Here is an 18191-nt window from a genome sequence, read left to right on the forward strand (position 1 = left end):
CCGATCATGCTCAATCTCGTCTCGATCCTCATCGGCCTGGCCACGCTCGCCTTCGGCCTCGTCGCCTTCTTCCCGTTCCTGGGCTGGATGAACTGGCTGGTGATCCCGCTCGGCATCGTCGGTGCGGCGGTCGGCGCCCTGTCGTCGAGCAATAGCGGGCGCAACCTCAACATCGTGCTGATCATCATCTTCGCGCTGCGCCTGATGCTCGGCGGCGGCATCGTCTGACCACGCACGAAAGGCCCGACGCGTGAGCGCCGGGCCTCCCCGTGACCAACCGTTGAACCTTTAGCGGCAGACGACCTGGCCGCGATCGACCGAGCGGCCGAGCAGCGCGCCGCCGCCCGCGCCGATCAGCGTGCCGAGCAGGCTGGACCGGCCATTGGCGATGATGTTGCCGAGCGCGCCGCCCGCCAGGCCGCCGACGATCAGGCCGGTGGTGCCGTCGTTGCGGCGGCAATAATATTGACCGTTGCCGCCGCGATAGACGCGGTCGTTCCGGCTCAGGCGGCGCGTCTGGTAATAGCGGCCGTCCCGATAATAGCGGTCGGCGAAATAATTACGCTGGCCCGGCTCGAAGCGGTTATAGTCGTAGCTGTTCCACCGCCGCCAGTCGCGATTATTGTCGCGGCGGATGTCGCGGATATCCTCGCGACGTTCGCGCCGGGCGTCGCGAACGTCCTCGCGATAGTCGCGCCGCGCGTCGCGGACGTCGCGGCGGTCGTCGGCGTCGCGCAGGTCGCGGCGGTAATCGCGCTGGGCGTCGCGGACATTGTCGCGATATTCGCGGTTCGCCTGCCAGCGATTGTCCTGCGCCGCCGCCGGCATCGCGGTGACCGCACTGGCCGCCAAGGCGACCGACAGCATCATGTTACGCATCCTAAAATCCTCGTCTTCCTGATACCGCTAAGAACTGACGAGATTACAGCAAGTTGCGTGAACTCAATACTACGTCATGTTCAGCAATGGGACAGGCGGCGCCAAGAGAAAGGGCGCCGCGACCCAGTCGCGACGCCCCATCTTCATTCGGCCGATGCTGCGGATCAGCGGCAGCGGCGATTGCTCGTGCCGCGCTCGACTTCGCGACCGGCCAGCGCGCCGACCGCGGCACCGCCCAGCGTGCCAAGCGTCCGGTCGCCGCGCGTGTCGATCGTGCGGCCCAGCAGCGCGCCCGCGACGCCGCCGACCACCAGGCCGGTCGTGCCGTTCGGCTTGCGACAGCGGATGCGGCCGCGGTCGTCGCGCCATTCGCGATACTTGTAGCGACGCTGGGCGTCGGCATTCTCAGTGGTGGCGATCAGGGTCGGCGTCACCATCGCGGCACAACCCAAAACCAGCATCAGCTTACGCATCGTCTACTCCCTTACGATAATCACGGTAGCGAAACGTAGGCCTTTAGTGGCGGTTGCATGAACCCTAAACAACGTCGCGTTCATCTTCGGATCGGTTCCCATTGCGGGACAGAAAGGCGACGGACGGAGCGTTGTCCGGGATCAGAGATCGACGCCCGCGGCGATGGCCTCCAGCTTGCGGATACGCTCCTTCAGATCGGCCATCTCGATCCGTGCGCCGGCGTGGGGCATGGCGATGGAGGCGTCGTCATCGGACGATCGGATTATCTGGCTGTGCTGGAGCTGGAGCCAGCCGCGCCAGCCGGACAGGCCGGCGGCGGCGATGATGCCCACCCCGGCGAGGCCGGAGAGGGACAGGGTCAGGGTCGTAAACGGATCGGTCATGATGTCGCCTCCTTTCAGCGGTCGCGCAGACGGTCGATCTCGCGGTCGAGGTCGATGCTGCGATTATGGTCGGTGATGACGCGCTCCAGCACGGCGACCCGCTCCTTGAGCTGGCGAATCTCGTCCTGGGCGCGCATCTGGTCGATGCTCTGGACGGGGGTGGAGTGATGCGGTTCGGCCTGCTGGCCGAACGCGCGGTAACGGGCGGACAGGATCTGCGCGATCATCACCACGGTGACAATGCCGAAGACCATGGAGAAGAACGTCATGTCAGGCGCTCCGATGGATGGGTCAGTTGAGGGCGGTGGGGGCTGGCGTTTCGTCGCGCAGGCGGTCGATCTCGGCGGACAGGCTGGCGCCGCGATCGGTGACGATCCGTTCCAACACCCGGACCCGCATCTCCAGCCGCTCGGCCTGCGCGGCATATTGGGCCGCTTTCTCCGCCGCCTGGGCATTCAGCGCCTCGGCCATGCGTTCCTTGTGGGTCAGCCAGCGCTGGAACATCGCATGGGCGACACCCAGGATCACCGGCAGCCCGACCAGCACGAAGGCGATCATGAAGATGGTGAAGCCGTTGCCGGCCAGGAAATCGAGCGGGCCGATATCGGTCGTATAGGTCATTTCCACCCCCGCAGCGCTTCGATCTCGCGCGCGGTCCGCTCGGCGGGATCGGTGGCGATGCGTTCCAGCACCGCGATCCGCTCCTCCAGTCGCCCGACCTGGCCGGTCAGCTTCTCATTCTCGTTGGAGAGCAGCATGATCTTGCGCTCCGCCTCCAGATTCTCGCCGCCACCCCGGCGTCGGTTCCCGTAATCCTGGGGCGCATAGCCGTGCTTGGTGCGCAGCCAGTTGTTCGCGACCCAGGAGATCGGCCCGATCGTGATCGCCGCGATCGGAATGAGCAAGGCCAGGTTCGACATCGTCTTCTTTCCCTTTACTCAGCCCGTCTTAGCGCAGGCTGTCGATTTCCTTGGCCAGCGCGCTGTTGCGGCTGGTGAAGTGGGTTTCCATGTCCGCCAGGCGGCGATCGATGTCGCGCAGCTTGGAGCGGACTTCGGCGCTGGAGCGGCGCGGGTTGGACCGCACGCCCTGCCAGAACTTGGCGTCGTCCTGAGTTTGGTAGAGACCGAACGGCTTGGGATCGGCAATCCAGGCGATGATGAAGTAGGCGACGATCAGCCACCATTGCTGGGCGATGATCGTCATCCCGGCGACACCCAGCCGGACCCACAAAGGGTTGACCCCGGTATAGTCGGCGATGCCGGCGCAGACACCCTTGTACTTGGCATCCTGCTTGTTCAGGTAGAATTGGGTACGGGCAGCCATGTCAGTTGCTCCGATTGAAAGTGCGGTCGATGCGATCGAACCGGTTGGTCGACGGCAGTTCGTTCGAATAAGTCTGTTGCGGCGTGCTCAGGCCGGGGCGGAAGTCCGGATTGTCGGCGGCGACGATGCGCTCGACGGTATTGAGCCGGTCTTCCAGGCGGCGGGCGAGATTGTACATCTCGTCCAGCATCCGCTCGTCTTCCTCGGTGATTTTGGGCGCGCGCTTCCACTGCGAAACATAGTGGAGGATGAGCCAGGGCAGGCCGACGAAGATCGTCGGGAAGGCGATCAGCGGAACGACGATATCCTCCATCTCAACCCTCCCGGCTTTGCAGGCGACGCTTCATCGCGGCCAGTTCCTCGTCCACCCGATCGCTCTGGCGCAGCTCGGCGATCTCCTCCTCCAGGCTCTTGCCGACGCCCAGGCCCATCGCCTCGGCGCGGCCCTCGGCCTCGTCGGCGCGGCGTTCCAGGTCGGTGAAGCGGCTGAACGCCTCCTGCGTCTTCGGCCCGGCATACATGTCGCGCAGGCGGAAGCGGTTGTTGGCGGTCTCGATCCGGGTCTGGATGTTCGACTGCTTGGTCCGCGCCTCGCGCAGCCGCCCTTGCAGCTTGGCGATGTCCTCTTCCGATGCGCGCAGCGCATCGTCGAGCACCTGCACCTCGGCCTTCAGCTGCTCGGCCATGTCGGTGGCCTTCTGCCGCTCGATCAGCGCCGCCTTGGCCAGATCCTCGCGGTCCTTGCTCAGCGCCAGTTCCGCCTTCTCGGTCCAATTGGCCTGGAGCTGTTCCAGCTTGGCGATGTGGCGGCGCATTTCCTTCTGGTCGGCGATGGTGCGCGCCGCGGAGGCGCGGACCTCGACCAGCGTCTCCTCCATTTCGAGGATGATCATGCGGATCATCTTCGACGGGTCTTCCGCCTTGTCGAGCAGATCGGCGAAATTGGCGGCGACGATGTCGCGGGTGCGGGAGAAGATGCCCATCATAAACTCCTGAGGGACCGTGAGTGCGTTCATCGCCTTATGCCATGAAGCGCGTGGTGCTGGCGACCATCTTGCCATCGCCCTGGGCGGGGCCGACGGCGGCCATGATGCAGGTGCCGCTCAGCACGACGGTGAGGGCGAGGGCGGCGAACTTGGTGGCGACGATCTTGAGCATGGAAACCTCCTGAAACCTTGAACCTGGCCGCCGTTGCGGCGGGATATTCCATGCTTTGCACAGCCCGTGCCAAATTGAAGAATGCCGGATTTCCGCCGTTTTCGGAAGAAAGTGGCGGGACGGAACTGCTCATGACTTGCCAAGCTTTGGGGAAATGCGCCAATCCTTGGGGATGGAACGGACGAGCCAGGTCATCGGTCAGTCGGGGGCGTTCATCGATGCCCTGGAACGCGCGAGCCGGGCGGCGGCGCTGGACCGACCGGTGCTCGTCATCGGCGAACGCGGCACCGGCAAGGAACTGGTGGCCGAACGCCTCCATCGCCTGTCGCCGCGCTGGGACCAGCCGCTCGTCATCATGAACTGCGCCGCGCTGCCGGAGACGCTGATCGAGGCGGAGTTGTTCGGGCATGAGGCGGGCGCCTTCACCGGCGCGACCAAGGCGCGCGCCGGCCGGTTCGAGGAGGCGGATGGCGGCACCTTGTTCCTCGACGAACTCGGCACCCTGTCGATGGCGGCGCAGGACCGGTTGCTGCGCGCGGTGGAATATGGCGAGATCACCCGGATCGGATCGTCGCGGCCGGTGCGGGTCGATGTCCGGATCGTCGCGGCGACCAACGAGCATCTGCCGGACAAGGTCGATCGGCACGAGTTCCGCGCCGACCTGCTCGACCGGCTGTGCTTCGAGGTAGTGACGCTGCCGCCGCTGCGCGCGCGGGCCGGGGACGTGGTGGTGCTGGCCGATCATTTCGGGCGGCGCATGGCGGCCGAACTGGGCTGGCAGCGCTGGCCCGGCTTCGGCCCGGCCGCGCTCGACCAGTTGAGCGGCCATCGCTGGCCCGGCAATGTCCGCGAATTGCGCAACGTGGTGGAGCGCGCGGTCTATCGCTGGGAGCGGGACGGGCCGGTCGATTCGATCGAGATCGATCCCTTCGCCTCGCCCTATCGCCCGCGCGGCCAGGCGCCGGCCGCGACGCGGGCGCAGCAGGCGGAACGGGCCGAGCCGGAGGCGGAGGAGGGCGCGTCCTCCGCGCCCGGCAGCGACGACGAGGTGGCGGCATGCGAGGTCGGGCCGTCCGACTTCAAGAGCCGCGTGGCGCGGTTCGAGCGCGAGCTGCTGGCCCGCGCCCTGGCGGAGAACCGGTTCAACCAGCGCCAGACCGCCGACTCGTTGGGCCTGTCCTATGACCAGCTTCGCCATGCGCTGCGGCGGCACGACCTGATCGGAACGGTTGCGTAACGCCGACGACGGGAGCAACGGGGGCGGGCGTGCGTTCACCGCACGAAACCAATCAGGAGTGAGCCCGATGGCCTTCGAACTGCCGCCGCTGCCCTATAACTATGACGCCCTGGAACCGACCATCTCCAAGGAGACGATGACGTTCCACCACGACAAGCACCACAAGGCCTATACCGACAAGCTCAACGAAGGCGTCGAGAAGGACCCGGCGCTGCAGGGCAAGACGATCGAGGACATCCTGGCCTCGATCTCGTCGCAGCCGCCGCTGGTCCGCAACAATGGCGGTGGCTATTGGAACCACGACTTCTTCTGGAAGTCGATGAAGCAGGGCGGCGGTCAGCCGTCCGGCGCGCTGGCAGAGGCGATCGAGTCGACCTTCGGCGGCCTCGACAAGCTCAAGGAAGAGTTCAACACCAAGGGTGCGGGCCAGTTCGGTTCGGGCTGGGCCTGGCTGATCGTCGACGACGCCGGCACGCTGAAGGTGACCTCCACGCCCAATCAGGACAATCCCCTGATGGACGACGTAAAGGATCGCGGCACGCCGCTGCTCGGCAACGACGTGTGGGAACACGCCTATTACCTGACCTACAAGAACGATCGCGCCGCCTATCTGAAGGCGTGGTGGGACGTGGTCGACTGGGACGTGGTCGGCCAGCGCTACGACGCGGCGAAGAAGTAAGACGGGAAAGGGCTCCTTCGGGAGCCCTTTTTCTGGTCCGTGCGCCTGCCGAGGCGGGCGCACGGATCGCCGTCAATCCGCCGGCGGCACGTCCTGGGGCAGGTCGCCGCCCGCCTGGAAGCCGTGGCGCAGCAGCATCGGCATGTTGGCGAGCGCGAAGCCGAGCGTCAGCGGGATCGCGCCCCACAGCTTGAACCCGACCCAGAAATTCCAGTTGGTCGAGCGCCAGACCACCTCGTTCAGCACCGCCATGGCGAGGAAGAAGAGCATCCAGTTGCGAGTCAGCTTGCGCCATCCGTCCGCGCTCAGCCCCGGATAGGCGGTGCCGAGCAGCCCCTGGAGCAGCGGCCGGCCGGTCGCCAGCCCGAACAGCAGCACGGCGGCGAAGGCGGCATAGACGATGGTCGGCTTCATCTGGATGAAGCGGGGGTCGTGGAAGTAGATGGTCAGGCCGCCGAACACCACGACCAGCACGCCCGAAATCCACAGCATCGGCGAGACATGGCCCAGCTTCACCCGCGACACGATCATCGCGACGATGGTGGCGAGGATGAAGGCGCCGGTGGCGCAGATCACCCGGGCGATCACGATCGCGCCCAGCCGCTCCATCCCCGACAGGAAGCCGCTGAACTGCGCGACCAGCCGCATCATCGGCTCGGCCGGCGCCAGGAAGTTGACCAGGAAGAAGACGACCAGCGGCGCATAGTCCACCGCCATGCGCAGGCCGGGATTGGCGTCCTTCGGGGCGGTGCGGGTCACTTGCGCTTGTCCTCCACGCCGGCGATGATACGGCTGACTTCGTTGGCGTCGAAGGGGCGCAGGTCGGTCATCCCCTCGCCGACGCCGATGGCGTGGATGGGCAAGCCGTATTTCTCCGCCGCCGCGACCAGCACGCCGCCGCGCGCGGTGCCGTCCAGCTTGGTCATGACCAAGCCGGTGACGCCGGCCACGTCCTTGAACACCTCGATCTGGTTGAGCGCGTTCTGCCCCGTGGTGGCGTCCAGCACCAGCACCACGTCATGGGGGGAGGCGGGGTTGAGGCGGCCGAGCACGCGGCGGATCTTGGCCAACTCGTCCATCAGCTCGCGCTTGTTCTGGAGGCGGCCGGCGGTGTCGACGATCAGCACGTCGATGCCGGTCTCGGTCGCCTGCTTCACGGCCTCGAACACGATGCCGGCGGCGTCGCCGCCCTCCTTGCCGGTGACGATCGGCACGCCGACCCGCTCCGCCCAGGTGCGCAGCTGCCCGATCGCGGCGGCGCGGAACGTGTCGCCCGCCGCCAGCATCACGCCGTAATCCTGCTCCATCAACAGATGCGCCAGCTTGGCGATCGTCGTCGTCTTGCCCGAACCGTTGACGCCGATCACCAGGATCACCTGCGGCCGGGGGAAGGCGGTGACCTCCAGCGGCGTGGCGACTCGGGCCAGCGCCTTCTCCACCTCCTCCGCCACGACCAGGCGGATGCCGAGTTCCTCCATGTTCCGCTCGAACGTGCCCTCCGCCAGGCGGGTGCGGATATGGCCGGCGGTCTGCGGCCCCAGGTCGGAGGCGATCAGCGCCTCCTCGATCTCGTCGAGCGTCGCGTCGTCGAGCCGCGCGCCGCCCAGGCCGGCGAGATTGCCGACCAGCCGGTCCGAGGTGCGCTTGAAGCCGCCGAGCAGCTTCTCGTGCCAGGATGGGGTGGTGCTCATAGCAGGGTTCCGATGAGGTTGGTGTCGGTCGCGCCGGTCACCGCGACGCGCCGGAGCGTGCCGGGTTCGGCGGGGGAGGTGCAATGGATATCGGCGAAATTGCCGGCGTGGCCGCGGGTGCCGGGCCGCTCGACCAGGATCGCCTGTTCGCTGCCGACCAGGGAGGCGAGCCAGCGGCCACGCCGCGCCGCCGCCGCCGCGCGCAGCCGGGCGGCGCGCTCGCGGCGACGCTCCGGCGCGACCTGCGGCATCCGCGCGGCCGGCGTGCCGGTGCGCGGCGAATAAGGAAAGATATGCGCATGGACGATGTCCGCATCGTCGATCAGCGCCAGCGTGTCGGCGAACATCGCGTCATCCTCGGTCGGGAAGCCGGCGATCAGGTCCGCGCCGATCGCCAGTTCGGGGCGCGCCGCCTTCAGCCGCTCGACCAGCGCGACCGACTGGGCGCGGGAGTGACGGCGCTTCATGCGCTTCAGGATCAGGTCGTGGCCGGCCTGGAGCGACAGATGGAGATGTGGCATCACCCGTGGTTCCTGAGTCACCAGCGCGAACAGCCGCTCGTCGATCTCGACCGAATCGAGCGAGGACAGGCGCAGGCGCGGCAGGTCTGGCACATGGGTGAGGATACGCTCGACCAGCGCCCCCAGGGTCGGGCGGCCGGGCAAGTCGGGGCCGTAGCTGGTCAGGTCGACGCCGGTCAGCACCACCTCCTGGTGGCCGGCCTCGACCAACGCGCGCACGCGATCGATCACCAGCCCCGCCGGCACCGACCGGCTGCTCCCTCGTCCCTGCGGAATGATGCAGAAGGTGCAGCTATGGTCGCAGCCATTCTGCACCTCGACGAATGCGCGGGCATGGCCGGCAAAGGCCACCGGCATGAGCGAAGGGCGGGCGCCCCATGTGGCGGGCGCCAGCTTGGCGCCATTGGCGACGACGCGCGCCACTTCCGGCATCGCCGCGAACCCGGCCGGATCGATCGTCGCGGCGCAGCCTGTGACGACGATCGCCGCGCCCGGCCGGTCGCGCGCGGCGCGGCGGATCGCGGCGCGGGTCTGCTTCACCGCCTCGTTGGTCACCGCGCAGCTGTTGACGACCACCATGTCGCGCGCGTCATCGCGCCCGGCGAGCAGGGTGCGGATCGTTTCGCTCTCGGCTATGTTGAGTCGACAGCCGAGGCTGACGACCTCCGGCTCGGGGAGAGACATGGCAGGCGATCTAGTGACCCAAGGCGTGCAAGTCCATGACATGGCCCGGGCGGTACTCGACTATTGGTTCGGGCTGTCGCAGGAGGCGCAGTTCGGCAAGGATGCCGAGCGCGATCGATGGATCGCCGACCGCTTCGGCGCGGCGCGCGACGTGGTGCTGGCGAGCGAGGCGGCCGGCTGGCGCGACTCGGCGGACCCGATGCTGGCGGCGATCATCCTGCTCGACCAGTTCTCCCGCAACATCTATCGCGGTCAGGCGGCGGCCTTCGCCGCCGACGACCTGGCGGCGCGGTTGACCCAGGAGGCGATGGAGCTGGGCTTCGATCGCGACCTGCCGGCGGAGCGACGCGTGTTCCTCTATATGCCGCTGATGTATGCCGAGGATGCCGGCTTGCAGGATCTGAGCGTACGGACCTTCGAGGCATTGGGCATTCCCACCAACGTCGATTTCGCGCGCGATCACCGGGCGGTCTACCAGCGCTTCGGTCGGTTTCCGGGGCGCAATGCGGCGCTGGGGCGGACCGACACGCCCGAAGAGGAAGCCTATCTGCGTGAAACCGGCGGCGGCTGGTAACAGGGCGGCGTATACAGAAAATCCGGACTTCGTGACCGGGGGGCGATCAAATCGGCCATAAGCAAGAGGTAAGCAGACGGACATCCCGCCTCGCCGAGCTTTGCGTGAGGAGGTGTCCGCCCCTCATGCATCTCCGGGAGCCGCCATGACCTTCATCCACAATCTCAGGATATCCCTGAAGATCACCCTGCTGCTGCTGGCGATGGGGGCGATCACGCTGACCGTCGCCGTCAACGGCGTGATGGCGCTCCGGTCGTCCGACGACACCTATACGCGTTTGATCTCGACCAAGATGGTCCCGGCGATCCGCCTGTCGCAGGCGAACCGCCGCGTGCTGGAGATGGGGCTCCGCTCCTATCAGGTGATCGCCTATGGCGCCGACACGCCGATGGGCAGGGATGCGGCGGCGGAGGAACTCGCGTCGTTCAACCAGGCGATGGTCCGGATCAAGGAGGTCGGCTTGGTCGATCCCTCCCAGAAGACCGTGGTGGATGGTTTCGTCACGCGCCTGCGGAGGCTGCACGCCAGTTGCCAGGCGGCGATCGCGGCGGCGCAGCGTAAGGATATCGCCGCCGCGCGGGCGATCCTGGTGTCGGTCGACCGGCGCAGCCAGCAGATGCGCAGCGAGATGATCCCCTATTCCAACCGGCAGATCGAATTCTCGCAGACCGAGTCGGACGGCGTGACCGACCGGATGCATGCCACCGCCTGGAAGATGATGCTGACCGCCTTGCTCGGCATCCTGGCCGGGATCGGCGCGGCGCTGGCGCTGACGCGGTCCAGCATCACCGGGCCGCTCACCCGCCTGCGCGACCAGATGGGCCGCTATGCCGCCGGCCATTATGCCGAGGAGGTCGGCGACACGGATCGCAAGGACGAGGTGGGCGCCATGGCCCGCACGGTGCGCGTGTTCCGCGAGAATGGCATCGCCAAGGCCGCGGTGGACGCGGAGAAGGCCGCGCGCGACGCCGAACAGCATATGGTGGTGGACACCGTCTCCTCGCATCTGTCGCGCCTCTCGGACGGCGACCTGAGCAGCCCGATCGCCGCCACCTTCCCGCCCGACTATGAGGCGCTCAAACGCAACTTCAACGAGGCGCTGGACAAGCTGCGCGGCCTGATCGGCGCGGTGTCGGACGGGGCGGTGGCGATCCGCAGCGGCTCGGGCGAGATCGCGCAGGCGGCGGAGGATCTGGCGCGCCGCACGGAGGGCAACGCCTCCTCGCTGGAGCAGACCGCCTCCGCGATCACGCAGATGGACGAGCGGCTGAAGGCCACCGCCGATGCCGCCGGCCGGACCGTGAATCGCGCGGACCAGGCGATCACCACCGTCGGCGGCGGCCGGGTGGTGGCGGACGAGGCCGTCCAGGCGATGGGCCGGGTCTCCGAAAGCGCCAAGGGCATCGATTCGGTGATCGAGGGGCTCGACAAGATCGCCTTTCAGACACGCGTGCTGGCGATGAACGCGGCGGTGGAATCGGGACGCGCAGGCGATGCCGGGCGCGGCTTCGCGGTCGTCGCCGATCTGGTGTCGGCACTGGCGATGCGCTCCGAGGAAGAGGCGAAGCGCGCCCGCGAACAGCTGACCGCGACCCAGGCGGATATCGTCACCGCGGTCGAGGCGGTGCAGAAGGTCGACGGTGCCTTGTCGGCGATCTCCGGCGACGTGACCGAGGTGCACGGCCTGCTGGCGATCATCGCCACCGACAATCAGGCGCAGGCGGCGGCGATCACCCAGGTCGCCAGCACGATCAGCAGCATGGATCGCAGCACCCAGCAGAATGCCGCGATGGTGGAGGAAACCTCCGCCGCCGCCCGCAATCTGGCGAGCGAGACCGCGCACCTCGCCGACCAGGCCGCTCGGTTCGATACGGGAGGCGCTTCGATGGCGCGTCGCTTCGAGGGTCCGGTTCGACCGCTTCCGGCCGAGGCGCTGCCATCCCTGGTCCGCGCGCGCCAGCCGGTGTCCGCGCAGGGCGGCGATGATGGAGAGGATTGGGCGTCCTTCTGAACGCCCTTCGATCCGCCCCGCGCTTGCCAAGCGCGGGGCTTTCCCCTAAGGCCGCGCAATCGTTCCGTTGTCGGACGCTGATGACACGCATGACCGCCATTGTCGCGGCATGCACGCTGGCCGGCGAGGTTTCGCCCGCCGGCGCTTTTGCGTTTGGCCCGAGTAGAGGTTGTTGTCCCCATGTTCGAGAGTCTGAGCGACCGGCTTGGCGGTGTCTTCGACCGTCTGCGTGGGCGTGGCGCGCTGACCGAGGCGGATGTCCGCACCGCGATGCGCGAAGTGCGCGTGGCGTTGCTGGAGGCGGACGTGGCGCTGCCCGTCGCCCGCCAGTTCGTCGACAAGGCGACCGAGCAGGCGATCGGCCAGAACGTGCTGCGTTCGGTCACGCCGGGCCAGCAGGTCATCAAGATCGTCAACGACGCGCTGGTCGAGATGTTGGGTGCGGACGAATCGACCCTGCTGCTCGACGTCACGCCGCCGGCGGTGGTGATGATGGTCGGCCTGCAGGGCTCGGGCAAGACGACGACCACCGCCAAGATCGCCAAGCGCCTGTCGCAGGGCACGCTGGCGAATCGCGACCGCAAGAAGGTGCTGATGGCGTCGCTCGACGTCGCGCGTCCCGCGGCGCAGGAACAGCTCGCGACGCTCGGCACCCAGGTCGAGGTGACGACTCTGCCGATCATCGCCGGCCAGCAGCCAGTCGAGATCGCGCGGCGCGCGATGCAGGCGGCGAAGCTCCAGGGCTTCGACGTGCTGATGCTCGACACCGCCGGTCGCCTGCACGTCGACCAGGCGCTGATGGACGAGATGAAGGCGGTCGCCGACATCGCGAAGCCGCAGGAAATCCTGCTGGTGGTCGATGCGCTGACCGGCCAGGACGCGGTCAACGTCGCCTCCAGCTTCTCCGAGCAGGTGCCGCTGACCGGCGTGGTGCTGACCCGCATGGACGGCGATGCGCGCGGCGGCGCGGCGCTGTCGATGCGCGCGGTCACCGGCAAGCCGATCAAGTTCGCCGGCACCGGCGAGAAGATGGACGCGCTGGAGGCTTTCCACCCCGAGCGGGTGGCCGGGCGCATCCTGGGGATGGGCGACGTCGTCTCGCTGGTCGAGCGCGCGGCGGAGTCGATCCAGCAGGAAGATGCCGAGCGCATGGCCATGAAGATGGCCAAGGGTCAGTTCGACATGAACGACCTGCGCGGCCAGTTGGCGCAGATGCGCCGCATGGGTGGCCTGGGCGCGCTGGCGGGCATGATGCCCGGCATGAAGAAGGCGCAGGGCGCGCTCCAGCAGGCGGGTGGCGACAAGATCCTGATCCACATGGATGCGATGATCGGCTCGATGACCCCCAAGGAGCGGTCCAAGCCGGAGTTGATCAACGCCAAGCGCAAGATCCGCATCGCCAAGGGCTCCGGCACGACCGTGCAGGACGTGAACAAGCTCCTGAAGATGCATCAGGAAATGTCCACTGCGATGAAGAAGCTCAAGAAGATGGGCGGCATCAAGGGGATGATGGCGATGCTCGGCAAGGGCGGTCTGGGCGGTGGCCTGGGCGGCCTGGGCAATGCGATCGGCGGGCCCGGCATGGGCGACCTGATGCAGAAGGCGGCAGGCGGCAAGACGCTGCCCGGCCTGGATGCGCTCGGCAGCGGCGACATGCCCAAGCTGCCGCCCGGTTTCGAAGGTTTGTTGAAGAAGAAGTGATCCGGCTCCGGCCGATATCCCCAAAAACGTGAAGCAAGGACTAGATTAAAATGGCACTCAGCATTCGTCTGTCGCGTGGCGGCTCCAAGAAGCGTCCCTACTACCGCATCGTCGTGGCCGATGCGCGCAGCCCGCGCGACGGCAAGTTCATTGAGAAGATCGGCAACTACAACCCGCTGCTCGCCAAGGACAATGAGCAGCGCATCGTGCTCGACGCCGAGCGCGCCAAGCACTGGCTCGCCAATGGCGCGCAGCCGACCGACCGCGTCGCCCGTTTCCTGGACCAGGCCGGCGTCCGCGAGCGCGCCGCGCGCAACAACCCGAACAAGGCGAAGCCGGGCGAGAAGGCGACCGAGCGCGCCGAGGAGCGCGCCGAGAAGCTGAAGGCCGCGCAGGAAGCCGCCGCCGAGTCGACCGGCGAGACCGCAGCCGCCGAGTAATCGGTCGGGTGACGGGGGCGGCCTTCGGGTCGTCCCGTCGCCTTGTGGTCTGGCGCTGGCCTATCGCCATTTCCGAGCCTCCCTGCCTCGGCGGGGATGCGGTTGGGGGCGGCCTGGCCTTCATGCCTGTTCCGCCACCGGACCTGGCTATGCCGGGGCGGAGCGGAACGGGCGGCGCTCGCAGCCCTTGCCCCGTCCGCTGATCGTCCTGTGGCAGCGTAACGGGCCGTCATGCGTTTCCCCTCTGCAACCCGTGGAGACGATGCATGACCGAACAGGACCCCGATCCCCGCACCGCGCCGGAAGACGGCGAGGATGCGACCCCCAAGCGTGCGCCGCTCAGCGACGCCAGCAATGACGGCCAGTCGGCCCAGGCTCCGGCCGAGGGCGACGATAGCGCCGCCCCGGAGACCGATGGTTCCCCCCAAGGCTGATCCCGCCCCGCCGGTCGAATCCGGCCCCGTCACGTTGGCTGCCATCATCGGCGCGCACGGCGTGGCGGGCGAGGTGCGGCTGAAGGTGTTCGCCGACGATCTGTCGCCCTTTACCCGTTTCAACGACGGTGCGCTGACGCTGACCAGCCTGCGCCCCGGCAACAATGGCGCGATCGCGCGCTTTGCCGAAATCCGCGACCGCAACGCCGCCGAGGCGATGCGCGGCACTACGCTGACCGTGCCCCGGTCCGAGCTGCCGCCGCTGGCGGAGGGCGAATATTATCATGCCGACCTGATCGGCTTGCCCGCCGTCACCCCGACCGGCGAGCCGCTCGGCACCGTCGTCGCCGTGGACAATTTCGGCGCGGGCGACGTGATCGAGGTCGAGCGGCCGACCGGCAAGCGCTTCATGGTGCCGATGCGCCCCGAAGCGGTGCCCGAATGGTCGCCCGAGCGGATGGTGATCGAACCCGACTTCGCCGCCTGAGCGGGCCGATGCCGCCATCCTCGCTGTGGCTGCGGCTGATCCGCTGCAAGCCGGTCGCCGACTACTATACCCGTCCCGAAGGGGAGGGAGAGGATGAACGGTCGCTGGCGCGCAGTTTCGGCCTGTTCCAGCTGACCATGCTGGGCGTCGGCGCGACGATCGGCACCGGCATTTTCGTGGCGCTGACCACGGCGGTGCCGGAGGCGGGGCCGGCGGTCACCGTTTCCTTCGTGCTGGCCGGCATCACCGCCGCCCTGACCGCGCTCTGCTATGCCGAGCTGGCCTCGACCGTGCCGGCGGCGGGGTCGTCCTATTCCTATGCCTATGCGACGCTGGGCGAGCTGGCGGCCTTCCTGATCGGAGCGTGCCTGCTGCTGGAATATGGCGTGTCGGCCTCCGCCATCGCGGTCGGCTGGGGCCAGTATCTCAACGAGCTGTTCGGGCTGACGATCGGCTGGCGGATGCCCGATGCGCTCGCCCGGCCGCCGGGGGCGGGCGGGATCGTCAACCTGCCGGCGGTGCTGCTGGTCGGCCTGTGCCTGATCGTGCTCCTGCGCGGCGCGCGCGAATCGGCCACCGCGAATGCCGTGCTGGTCGTCGCCAAGCTGGCGGTGCTGGCGCTGTTCGTCGGCATCGCGCTGGCGCATTTTTCCGTCAGCCACTTCCATCCCTTCGCCCCCAGGGGATGGGCGGGGGTCGGCTCGGCGGCCTCGTCGATCTTCTTCTCCTATATCGGCATCGACGCGGTATCGACGGCGGGGGAGGAGGTGCGCAATCCGCGCCGCAACCTGCCGCTGGCCATCATCCTGTCGCTGCTGATCGTCACCGCCGCCTATATTTTGGTGGCGGTCGCGGCGCTGGGCGCGCAACCCTGGACCTCGTTCGCGGGGCAGGAGGCGGGCCTGGCGGTGATCCTGCGCGACCTGACCGGCCAGGGCTGGCCGGCGGTGCTGCTGTCGCTGGGCGCGGTCGCCTCGATCTTCAGCGTGACGCTGGTCGTGCTCTACGGCCAGACGCGCATCCTCTATGCGATGAGCCGCGACGGACTGCTCCCCGCCTTCTTTCGCCAGGTCGACCCGGTGACGCAGGTGCCGCGCCGCAATAGCTGGGTGGTGGCGACCGGCGTCGCGCTGCTCGCCGCGGTGGTGCCGCTCGACGTGCTGGTCAACCTGACCAGCATGGGCACGCTGATCGCCTTCGCCGCCGTGTCGATCGGCGTCATCCTGTTGCGGCGTCGGCGGCCGGACCTGCCGCGCGGCTATCGGGTGCCGCTCTATCCGGTGCTGCCGATCCTGAGCGTGGTGGCGTGCCTCTATCTGATCGTCGGGCTGCCGGTCGACACCTTCCTGCTGTTCGGCCTGTGGATCGGCGCGGCCTGCATGATCTATTTCGGCTATTCGATCCGGCGGTCGGCGCTCGCGGAATAGCCTGTCAGCGACGCAACGGGCGCTGCGCGCTCAGCATGTTGCGGATGGTGGTGGCGGCGACGCCGGCCTCGCCCATGGCATGGCTGATCTGGTCCAGCCCCTTCACCACGTCGCCGGCCGCGAACAGGCCGGGGATCGAGGTGCGCTGGTGGTCGTCCACCTCCAGACAGCCTTCGTCGCTGGCCCTGGCGCCGGCCTCGACCGCCAGGCGGGAGCGGATCACCGATCCCATCGCCGGATAGACGCTGTCGAACGCCATGCGTCCCCTGGCGGTGTCCATCGCGAACCGCTCGCCCTCGATTGCGAAGCCGCCACAGGGGCCGTCGACCCGCTGGATGCCCGCATCGTCGAGCGCGGCGATGCATTCGGGGTCGAGGCCGCTTTCCGCATCCGGGCTGATGAGCGTGACGTCGCGCGTATAGCCGCGCAGGAAGATCGCCTCGCGCGTGCCATGGCTGCCCCGCCCGATTACGCCGACTCGCTTGTCAGTGACCTCATAGCCGTCGCAGATCGGGCAATAGCGCAGCAGCCCGGCCTGGAGCGCGCGCGAATGCAGGTCAACATCCATGTCGGGATGGTTGTTGACCACGCCGGTCGCCAGCAGCACCGATCGCGCCCGCGCGCCGCGATCGCCGACCTGGACGATGAAGCCATCGCCGTCCGGCCGGATCGCGGTGACGGTCGCTTCCTCGCGCACCGCGCCGAAGCGTTCCGCCTGGGCCTGCATCAATGCGAGCAGCTCGGGGCCGGGAATGCCGTCCGGATAGCCGGCATGATTGTTGGTGCGCGGGATCCAGCGCGCGCGGCTGTCGCCCGAGTCGAACAGGCGGATCTTCAGCCAGAAACGCGCCAGATAGATGGCCGCCGTGAGGCCGGCGGGGCCTGCACCGACGATGATGCAGTCGTCCACCTCTTGCGCGGCCTGCGCGAGCGGGGGAAGGGGGCGGATCATGTTCATCGCGCAGGTAATCACCCTCTACCCGGAGATGTTCCCGGGACCCCTTGGCCATTCGATCGCGGGGCGTGCCCTGCGGGAGGGACGATGGCGCTGCGATGCCATCCAGATGCGCGATTTCGCCACCGACAAGCACCGCTCGGTCGACGATACGCCGGCGGGCGGCGGCGCCGGCATGGTGCTGCGCGCCGATGTGGTGGCGCGCGCGGTCGACCAGGCCGCCGCCGCCGCGCCCGACCTGCCGGTGCTGGCACTGACGCCGCGTGGGAGCCCGCTGACCCAGGCGCGGGTGCGGGCGCTGGCGGCGGGGCCGGGCGCGACCCTGCTCTGCGGCCGGTTCGAGGGATTCGACCAGCGGCTGTTCGAGGCGCGCGCGATCGAGGAGGTCTCGATCGGCGATTACATCCTGTCGGGCGGCGAGATGGGAGCGCTGGTGCTGCTGGATGCTTGCGTTCGGCTGCTTCCGGGGGTAATGGGCGCGGCTTCCAGTGGGGATGAGGAAAGCTTCGAAAGCGGCCTCCTCGAATATCCCCACTATACCCGCCCGGCTGAATGGGAGGGGCGCACGATCCCCGAAGTGCTGCGATCGGGGGATCATGCGCGGATCGCGGCCTGGCGCACGTCCATGGCCGAGACCGATACACGGCTAAGGCGGCCGGACCTTTGGGAGCGTCACAAGGACGCTCGGGTCCACCGCCCTCTGGCGCGCGGCGACGAATGAGAGACGTACGATGAACCTGATCCAGCAGCTCGAAGCCGAGCAGATCCAGAAGCTCACCGCGCAGCGCGCGATCCCCGAATTCCGTCCCGGCGATACGCTGAAGGTCGGCGTGAAGGTGGTCGAAGGCGAGCGTACCCGCGTCCAGGCCTATGAGGGCGTGTGCATCGCGCGCTCGAACAAGGGCATGGGATCGTCCTTCACGGTCCGCAAGATCTCGTTCGGCGAGGGTGTCGAGCGCGTTTTCCCGCTCTATTCGCCGAACATCGATTCGATCGAGGTCGTCCGCAAGGGCGCCGTGCGTCGCGCGAAGCTCTATTACCTGCGCGGCCGCACCGGCAAGTCGGCGCGTATCGCCGAGCGTCGCGACACGCGTCCGGCCAAGGGCAGCGCCGCCGCCGAATAAGTCTTC

26 protein-coding genes are annotated in these 18191 nt (G+C 68.0%); 12 read left to right on the top strand and 14 right to left on the bottom strand.

Translation table 11 applies throughout. The features are described 5' to 3' along the window. Positions 1-6 precede the first annotated feature (6 nt). Entirely contained in the window at positions 7-228 is a 222-nt protein-coding gene (locus tag BRX43_RS00985; RefSeq protein ID WP_125992948.1) for a hypothetical protein, read from the top strand. Positions 229-288: 60 nt separating this feature from the next. On the opposite strand, the gene BRX43_RS00990 is transcribed toward BRX43_RS00985, so the two are convergent. The 10 genes from BRX43_RS00990 to BRX43_RS20130 form a co-directional block, all read right to left on the bottom strand. Continuing rightward, positions 289-879, bottom strand: a complete 591-nt coding sequence (locus BRX43_RS00990; protein WP_125992949.1) for a glycine zipper 2TM domain-containing protein — start codon at positions 877-879, stop codon at positions 289-291. Between the two features lie 164 nt (positions 880-1043). Continuing rightward, positions 1044-1352 carry a glycine zipper 2TM domain-containing protein gene (locus BRX43_RS00995; protein WP_241214695.1) on the bottom strand — a complete coding sequence of 103 codons (309 nt, stop codon included), beginning with the start codon at positions 1350-1352 and terminating at the stop codon, positions 1044-1046. 141 nt (positions 1353-1493) lie between these two features. Next, positions 1494-1736, bottom strand: coding sequence for a hypothetical protein (locus BRX43_RS01000; protein WP_125992950.1), 243 nt, complete (start codon positions 1734-1736; stop codon positions 1494-1496). A 14-nt stretch (positions 1737-1750) separates the two neighbouring features. Continuing rightward, the gene (locus BRX43_RS01005) at positions 1751-2005 is read right to left on the bottom strand and encodes a hypothetical protein (protein ID WP_206433055.1); all 255 of its coding nucleotides are present in this window, start codon (positions 2003-2005) and stop codon (positions 1751-1753) included. A gap of 22 nt (positions 2006-2027) precedes the next feature. Then, the gene (locus tag BRX43_RS01010; protein WP_241214696.1) at positions 2028-2357 is read right to left on the bottom strand and encodes a hypothetical protein; all 330 of its coding nucleotides are present in this window, start codon (positions 2355-2357) and stop codon (positions 2028-2030) included. Beyond that, entirely contained in the window at positions 2354-2656 is a 303-nt protein-coding gene (locus BRX43_RS01015) for a hypothetical protein (protein ID WP_206433056.1), read from the bottom strand. The genes BRX43_RS01010 and BRX43_RS01015 overlap by 4 nt, the downstream gene beginning before the upstream one ends. A gap of 28 nt (positions 2657-2684) precedes the next feature. Beyond that, positions 2685-3062, bottom strand: a complete 378-nt coding sequence (pspC, locus tag BRX43_RS01020) for an envelope stress response membrane protein PspC (RefSeq protein ID WP_125992951.1) — start codon at positions 3060-3062, stop codon at positions 2685-2687. A gap of 1 nt (position 3063) precedes the next feature. After that, positions 3064-3375, bottom strand: coding sequence for an envelope stress response membrane protein PspB (gene pspB / locus BRX43_RS01025; RefSeq protein ID WP_125992952.1), 312 nt, complete (start codon positions 3373-3375; stop codon positions 3064-3066). A 1-nt stretch (position 3376) separates the two neighbouring features. Then, complete coding sequence (gene pspA / locus BRX43_RS01030) at positions 3377-4045, bottom strand: phage shock protein PspA (protein WP_125992953.1); 669 nt, start codon at positions 4043-4045, stop codon at positions 3377-3379. A gap of 37 nt (positions 4046-4082) precedes the next feature. After that, positions 4083-4220, bottom strand: coding sequence for a hypothetical protein (locus tag BRX43_RS20130; protein ID WP_164523488.1), 138 nt, complete (start codon positions 4218-4220; stop codon positions 4083-4085). A 172-nt stretch (positions 4221-4392) separates the two neighbouring features. On the opposite strand from BRX43_RS20130, the gene pspF reads away from it, so the two are divergent. Next, positions 4393-5457, top strand: coding sequence for a phage shock protein operon transcriptional activator (pspF, locus tag BRX43_RS01035; RefSeq protein ID WP_125992954.1), 1065 nt, complete (start codon positions 4393-4395; stop codon positions 5455-5457). 67 nt (positions 5458-5524) lie between these two features. Then, positions 5525-6136 carry a superoxide dismutase gene (locus BRX43_RS01040; RefSeq protein ID WP_125992955.1) on the top strand — a complete coding sequence of 204 codons (612 nt, stop codon included), beginning with the start codon at positions 5525-5527 and terminating at the stop codon, positions 6134-6136. A 72-nt stretch (positions 6137-6208) separates the two neighbouring features. Here BRX43_RS01040 and BRX43_RS01045 read toward each other — a convergent pair whose 3' ends face one another. From BRX43_RS01045 to BRX43_RS01055, 3 genes are read right to left on the bottom strand one after another with little or no spacing between them, the layout of a single operon-like run. Beyond that, the gene (locus BRX43_RS01045) at positions 6209-6853 is read right to left on the bottom strand and encodes an inner membrane-spanning protein YciB (protein ID WP_125993020.1); all 645 of its coding nucleotides are present in this window, start codon (positions 6851-6853) and stop codon (positions 6209-6211) included. A 38-nt stretch (positions 6854-6891) separates the two neighbouring features. After that, positions 6892-7827, bottom strand: a complete 936-nt coding sequence (ftsY, locus tag BRX43_RS01050; RefSeq protein WP_125992956.1) for a signal recognition particle-docking protein FtsY — start codon at positions 7825-7827, stop codon at positions 6892-6894. Further along, positions 7824-9032: a MiaB/RimO family radical SAM methylthiotransferase gene (locus tag BRX43_RS01055; protein ID WP_125992957.1), complete on the bottom strand. Its 1209-nt coding sequence runs from the start codon at positions 9030-9032 to the stop codon at positions 7824-7826. Before BRX43_RS01055 ends, ftsY begins: the two co-directional genes overlap by 4 nt. Positions 9033-9057: 25 nt before the next feature. Here BRX43_RS01055 and BRX43_RS01060 point away from each other — a divergent pair, with 25 nt between their 5' ends. From BRX43_RS01060 to BRX43_RS01085, 7 genes are all read left to right on the top strand, one after another. Then, positions 9058-9606, top strand: coding sequence for a DUF924 family protein (locus BRX43_RS01060; RefSeq protein ID WP_346962841.1), 549 nt, complete (start codon positions 9058-9060; stop codon positions 9604-9606). Positions 9607-9751: 145 nt separating this feature from the next. After that, on the top strand, positions 9752-11617 hold the full coding sequence (locus BRX43_RS01065; RefSeq protein WP_125992958.1) for a methyl-accepting chemotaxis protein: 1866 nt from the start codon (positions 9752-9754) through the stop codon (positions 11615-11617). 180 nt (positions 11618-11797) lie between these two features. Continuing rightward, entirely contained in the window at positions 11798-13318 is a 1521-nt protein-coding gene (gene ffh / locus BRX43_RS01070; RefSeq protein ID WP_125992959.1) for a signal recognition particle protein, read from the top strand. Positions 13319-13368: 50 nt separating this feature from the next. Continuing rightward, positions 13369-13758 carry a 30S ribosomal protein S16 gene (rpsP, locus tag BRX43_RS01075; RefSeq protein ID WP_125992960.1) on the top strand — a complete coding sequence of 130 codons (390 nt, stop codon included), beginning with the start codon at positions 13369-13371 and terminating at the stop codon, positions 13756-13758. Between the two features lie 266 nt (positions 13759-14024). Continuing rightward, complete coding sequence (locus tag BRX43_RS20135) at positions 14025-14192, top strand: hypothetical protein (protein WP_164523489.1); 168 nt, start codon at positions 14025-14027, stop codon at positions 14190-14192. Then, positions 14173-14679, top strand: coding sequence for a ribosome maturation factor RimM (rimM, locus tag BRX43_RS01080; RefSeq protein WP_125992961.1), 507 nt, complete (start codon positions 14173-14175; stop codon positions 14677-14679). Before BRX43_RS20135 ends, rimM begins: the two co-directional genes overlap by 20 nt. 8 nt (positions 14680-14687) lie before the next feature. Further along, positions 14688-16106 (top strand): amino acid permease, encoded by a 1419-nt coding sequence (locus tag BRX43_RS01085; protein ID WP_125992962.1) that lies wholly within the window; start codon positions 14688-14690, stop codon positions 16104-16106. 4 nt (positions 16107-16110) lie between these two features. Here the strand turns inward: BRX43_RS01085 and BRX43_RS01090 are convergent, their stop codons facing one another. Continuing rightward, positions 16111-17058: an NAD(P)/FAD-dependent oxidoreductase gene (locus BRX43_RS01090; protein WP_164523490.1), complete on the bottom strand. Its 948-nt coding sequence runs from the start codon at positions 17056-17058 to the stop codon at positions 16111-16113. On the opposite strand from BRX43_RS01090, the gene trmD reads away from it, so the two are divergent. Next, entirely contained in the window at positions 17054-17782 is a 729-nt protein-coding gene (gene trmD / locus BRX43_RS01095) for a tRNA (guanosine(37)-N1)-methyltransferase TrmD (RefSeq protein WP_125993022.1), read from the top strand. The genes BRX43_RS01090 and trmD overlap by 5 nt on opposite strands. A gap of 10 nt (positions 17783-17792) precedes the next feature. Beyond that, a complete protein-coding gene (gene rplS, locus BRX43_RS01100) occupies positions 17793-18185 on the top strand; it encodes a 50S ribosomal protein L19 (RefSeq protein WP_125992964.1) in 393 nt (130 codons plus the stop codon). Positions 18186-18191 lie beyond the last annotated feature (6 nt).

It is taken from the genome of Sphingomonas sp. S-NIH.Pt15_0812, assembly GCF_003951315.1.
In the GTDB taxonomy this organism is placed as follows: Bacteria; Pseudomonadota; Alphaproteobacteria; order Sphingomonadales; family Sphingomonadaceae; genus Sphingomonas.

What these genes read in the sequence shown, in the direction of transcription:
- BRX43_RS01065 (WP_125992958.1), top strand. Translation starts at nt 9,752, where the DNA reads ATGACCTTCATCCACAATCTCAGGATATCCCTGAAGATCACCCTGCTG.
- rplS (WP_125992964.1), top strand. Translation starts at nt 17,793, where the DNA reads ATGAACCTGATCCAGCAGCTCGAAGCCGAGCAGATCCAGAAGCTCACC.
- BRX43_RS00985 (WP_125992948.1), top strand. Translation starts at nt 7, where the DNA reads ATGCTCAATCTCGTCTCGATCCTCATCGGCCTGGCCACGCTCGCCTTC.
- BRX43_RS01040 (WP_125992955.1), top strand. Translation starts at nt 5,525, where the DNA reads ATGGCCTTCGAACTGCCGCCGCTGCCCTATAACTATGACGCCCTGGAA.
- BRX43_RS00990 (WP_125992949.1), bottom strand. Translation starts at nt 879, where the DNA reads ATGCGTAACATGATGCTGTCGGTCGCCTTGGCGGCCAGTGCGGTCACC.
- BRX43_RS01000 (WP_125992950.1), bottom strand. Translation starts at nt 1,736, where the DNA reads ATGACCGATCCGTTTACGACCCTGACCCTGTCCCTCTCCGGCCTCGCC.
- BRX43_RS01005 (WP_206433055.1), bottom strand. Translation starts at nt 2,005, where the DNA reads ATGACGTTCTTCTCCATGGTCTTCGGCATTGTCACCGTGGTGATGATC.
- ftsY (WP_125992956.1), bottom strand. Translation starts at nt 7,827, where the DNA reads ATGAGCACCACCCCATCCTGGCACGAGAAGCTGCTCGGCGGCTTCAAG.
- pspA (WP_125992953.1), bottom strand. Translation starts at nt 4,045, where the DNA reads ATGGGCATCTTCTCCCGCACCCGCGACATCGTCGCCGCCAATTTCGCC.
- BRX43_RS00995 (WP_241214695.1), bottom strand. Translation starts at nt 1,352, where the DNA reads ATGCGTAAGCTGATGCTGGTTTTGGGTTGTGCCGCGATGGTGACGCCG.
- BRX43_RS01090 (WP_164523490.1), bottom strand. Translation starts at nt 17,058, where the DNA reads ATGATCCGCCCCCTTCCCCCGCTCGCGCAGGCCGCGCAAGAGGTGGAC.
- BRX43_RS01015 (WP_206433056.1), bottom strand. Translation starts at nt 2,656, where the DNA reads ATGTCGAACCTGGCCTTGCTCATTCCGATCGCGGCGATCACGATCGGG.
- pspF (WP_125992954.1), top strand. Translation starts at nt 4,393, where the DNA reads ATGGAACGGACGAGCCAGGTCATCGGTCAGTCGGGGGCGTTCATCGAT.
- BRX43_RS20130 (WP_164523488.1), bottom strand. Translation starts at nt 4,220, where the DNA reads ATGCTCAAGATCGTCGCCACCAAGTTCGCCGCCCTCGCCCTCACCGTC.
- BRX43_RS01055 (WP_125992957.1), bottom strand. Translation starts at nt 9,032, where the DNA reads ATGTCTCTCCCCGAGCCGGAGGTCGTCAGCCTCGGCTGTCGACTCAAC.
- pspB (WP_125992952.1), bottom strand. Translation starts at nt 3,375, where the DNA reads ATGGAGGATATCGTCGTTCCGCTGATCGCCTTCCCGACGATCTTCGTC.
- pspC (WP_125992951.1), bottom strand. Translation starts at nt 3,062, where the DNA reads ATGGCTGCCCGTACCCAATTCTACCTGAACAAGCAGGATGCCAAGTAC.
- BRX43_RS20135 (WP_164523489.1), top strand. Translation starts at nt 14,025, where the DNA reads ATGACCGAACAGGACCCCGATCCCCGCACCGCGCCGGAAGACGGCGAG.
- BRX43_RS01010 (WP_241214696.1), bottom strand. Translation starts at nt 2,357, where the DNA reads ATGACCTATACGACCGATATCGGCCCGCTCGATTTCCTGGCCGGCAAC.
- BRX43_RS01045 (WP_125993020.1), bottom strand. Translation starts at nt 6,853, where the DNA reads ATGGCGGTGGACTATGCGCCGCTGGTCGTCTTCTTCCTGGTCAACTTC.
- ffh (WP_125992959.1), top strand. Translation starts at nt 11,798, where the DNA reads ATGTTCGAGAGTCTGAGCGACCGGCTTGGCGGTGTCTTCGACCGTCTG.
- rpsP (WP_125992960.1), top strand. Translation starts at nt 13,369, where the DNA reads ATGGCACTCAGCATTCGTCTGTCGCGTGGCGGCTCCAAGAAGCGTCCC.
- BRX43_RS01085 (WP_125992962.1), top strand. Translation starts at nt 14,688, where the DNA reads ATGCCGCCATCCTCGCTGTGGCTGCGGCTGATCCGCTGCAAGCCGGTC.
- rimM (WP_125992961.1), top strand. Translation starts at nt 14,173, where the DNA reads ATGGTTCCCCCCAAGGCTGATCCCGCCCCGCCGGTCGAATCCGGCCCC.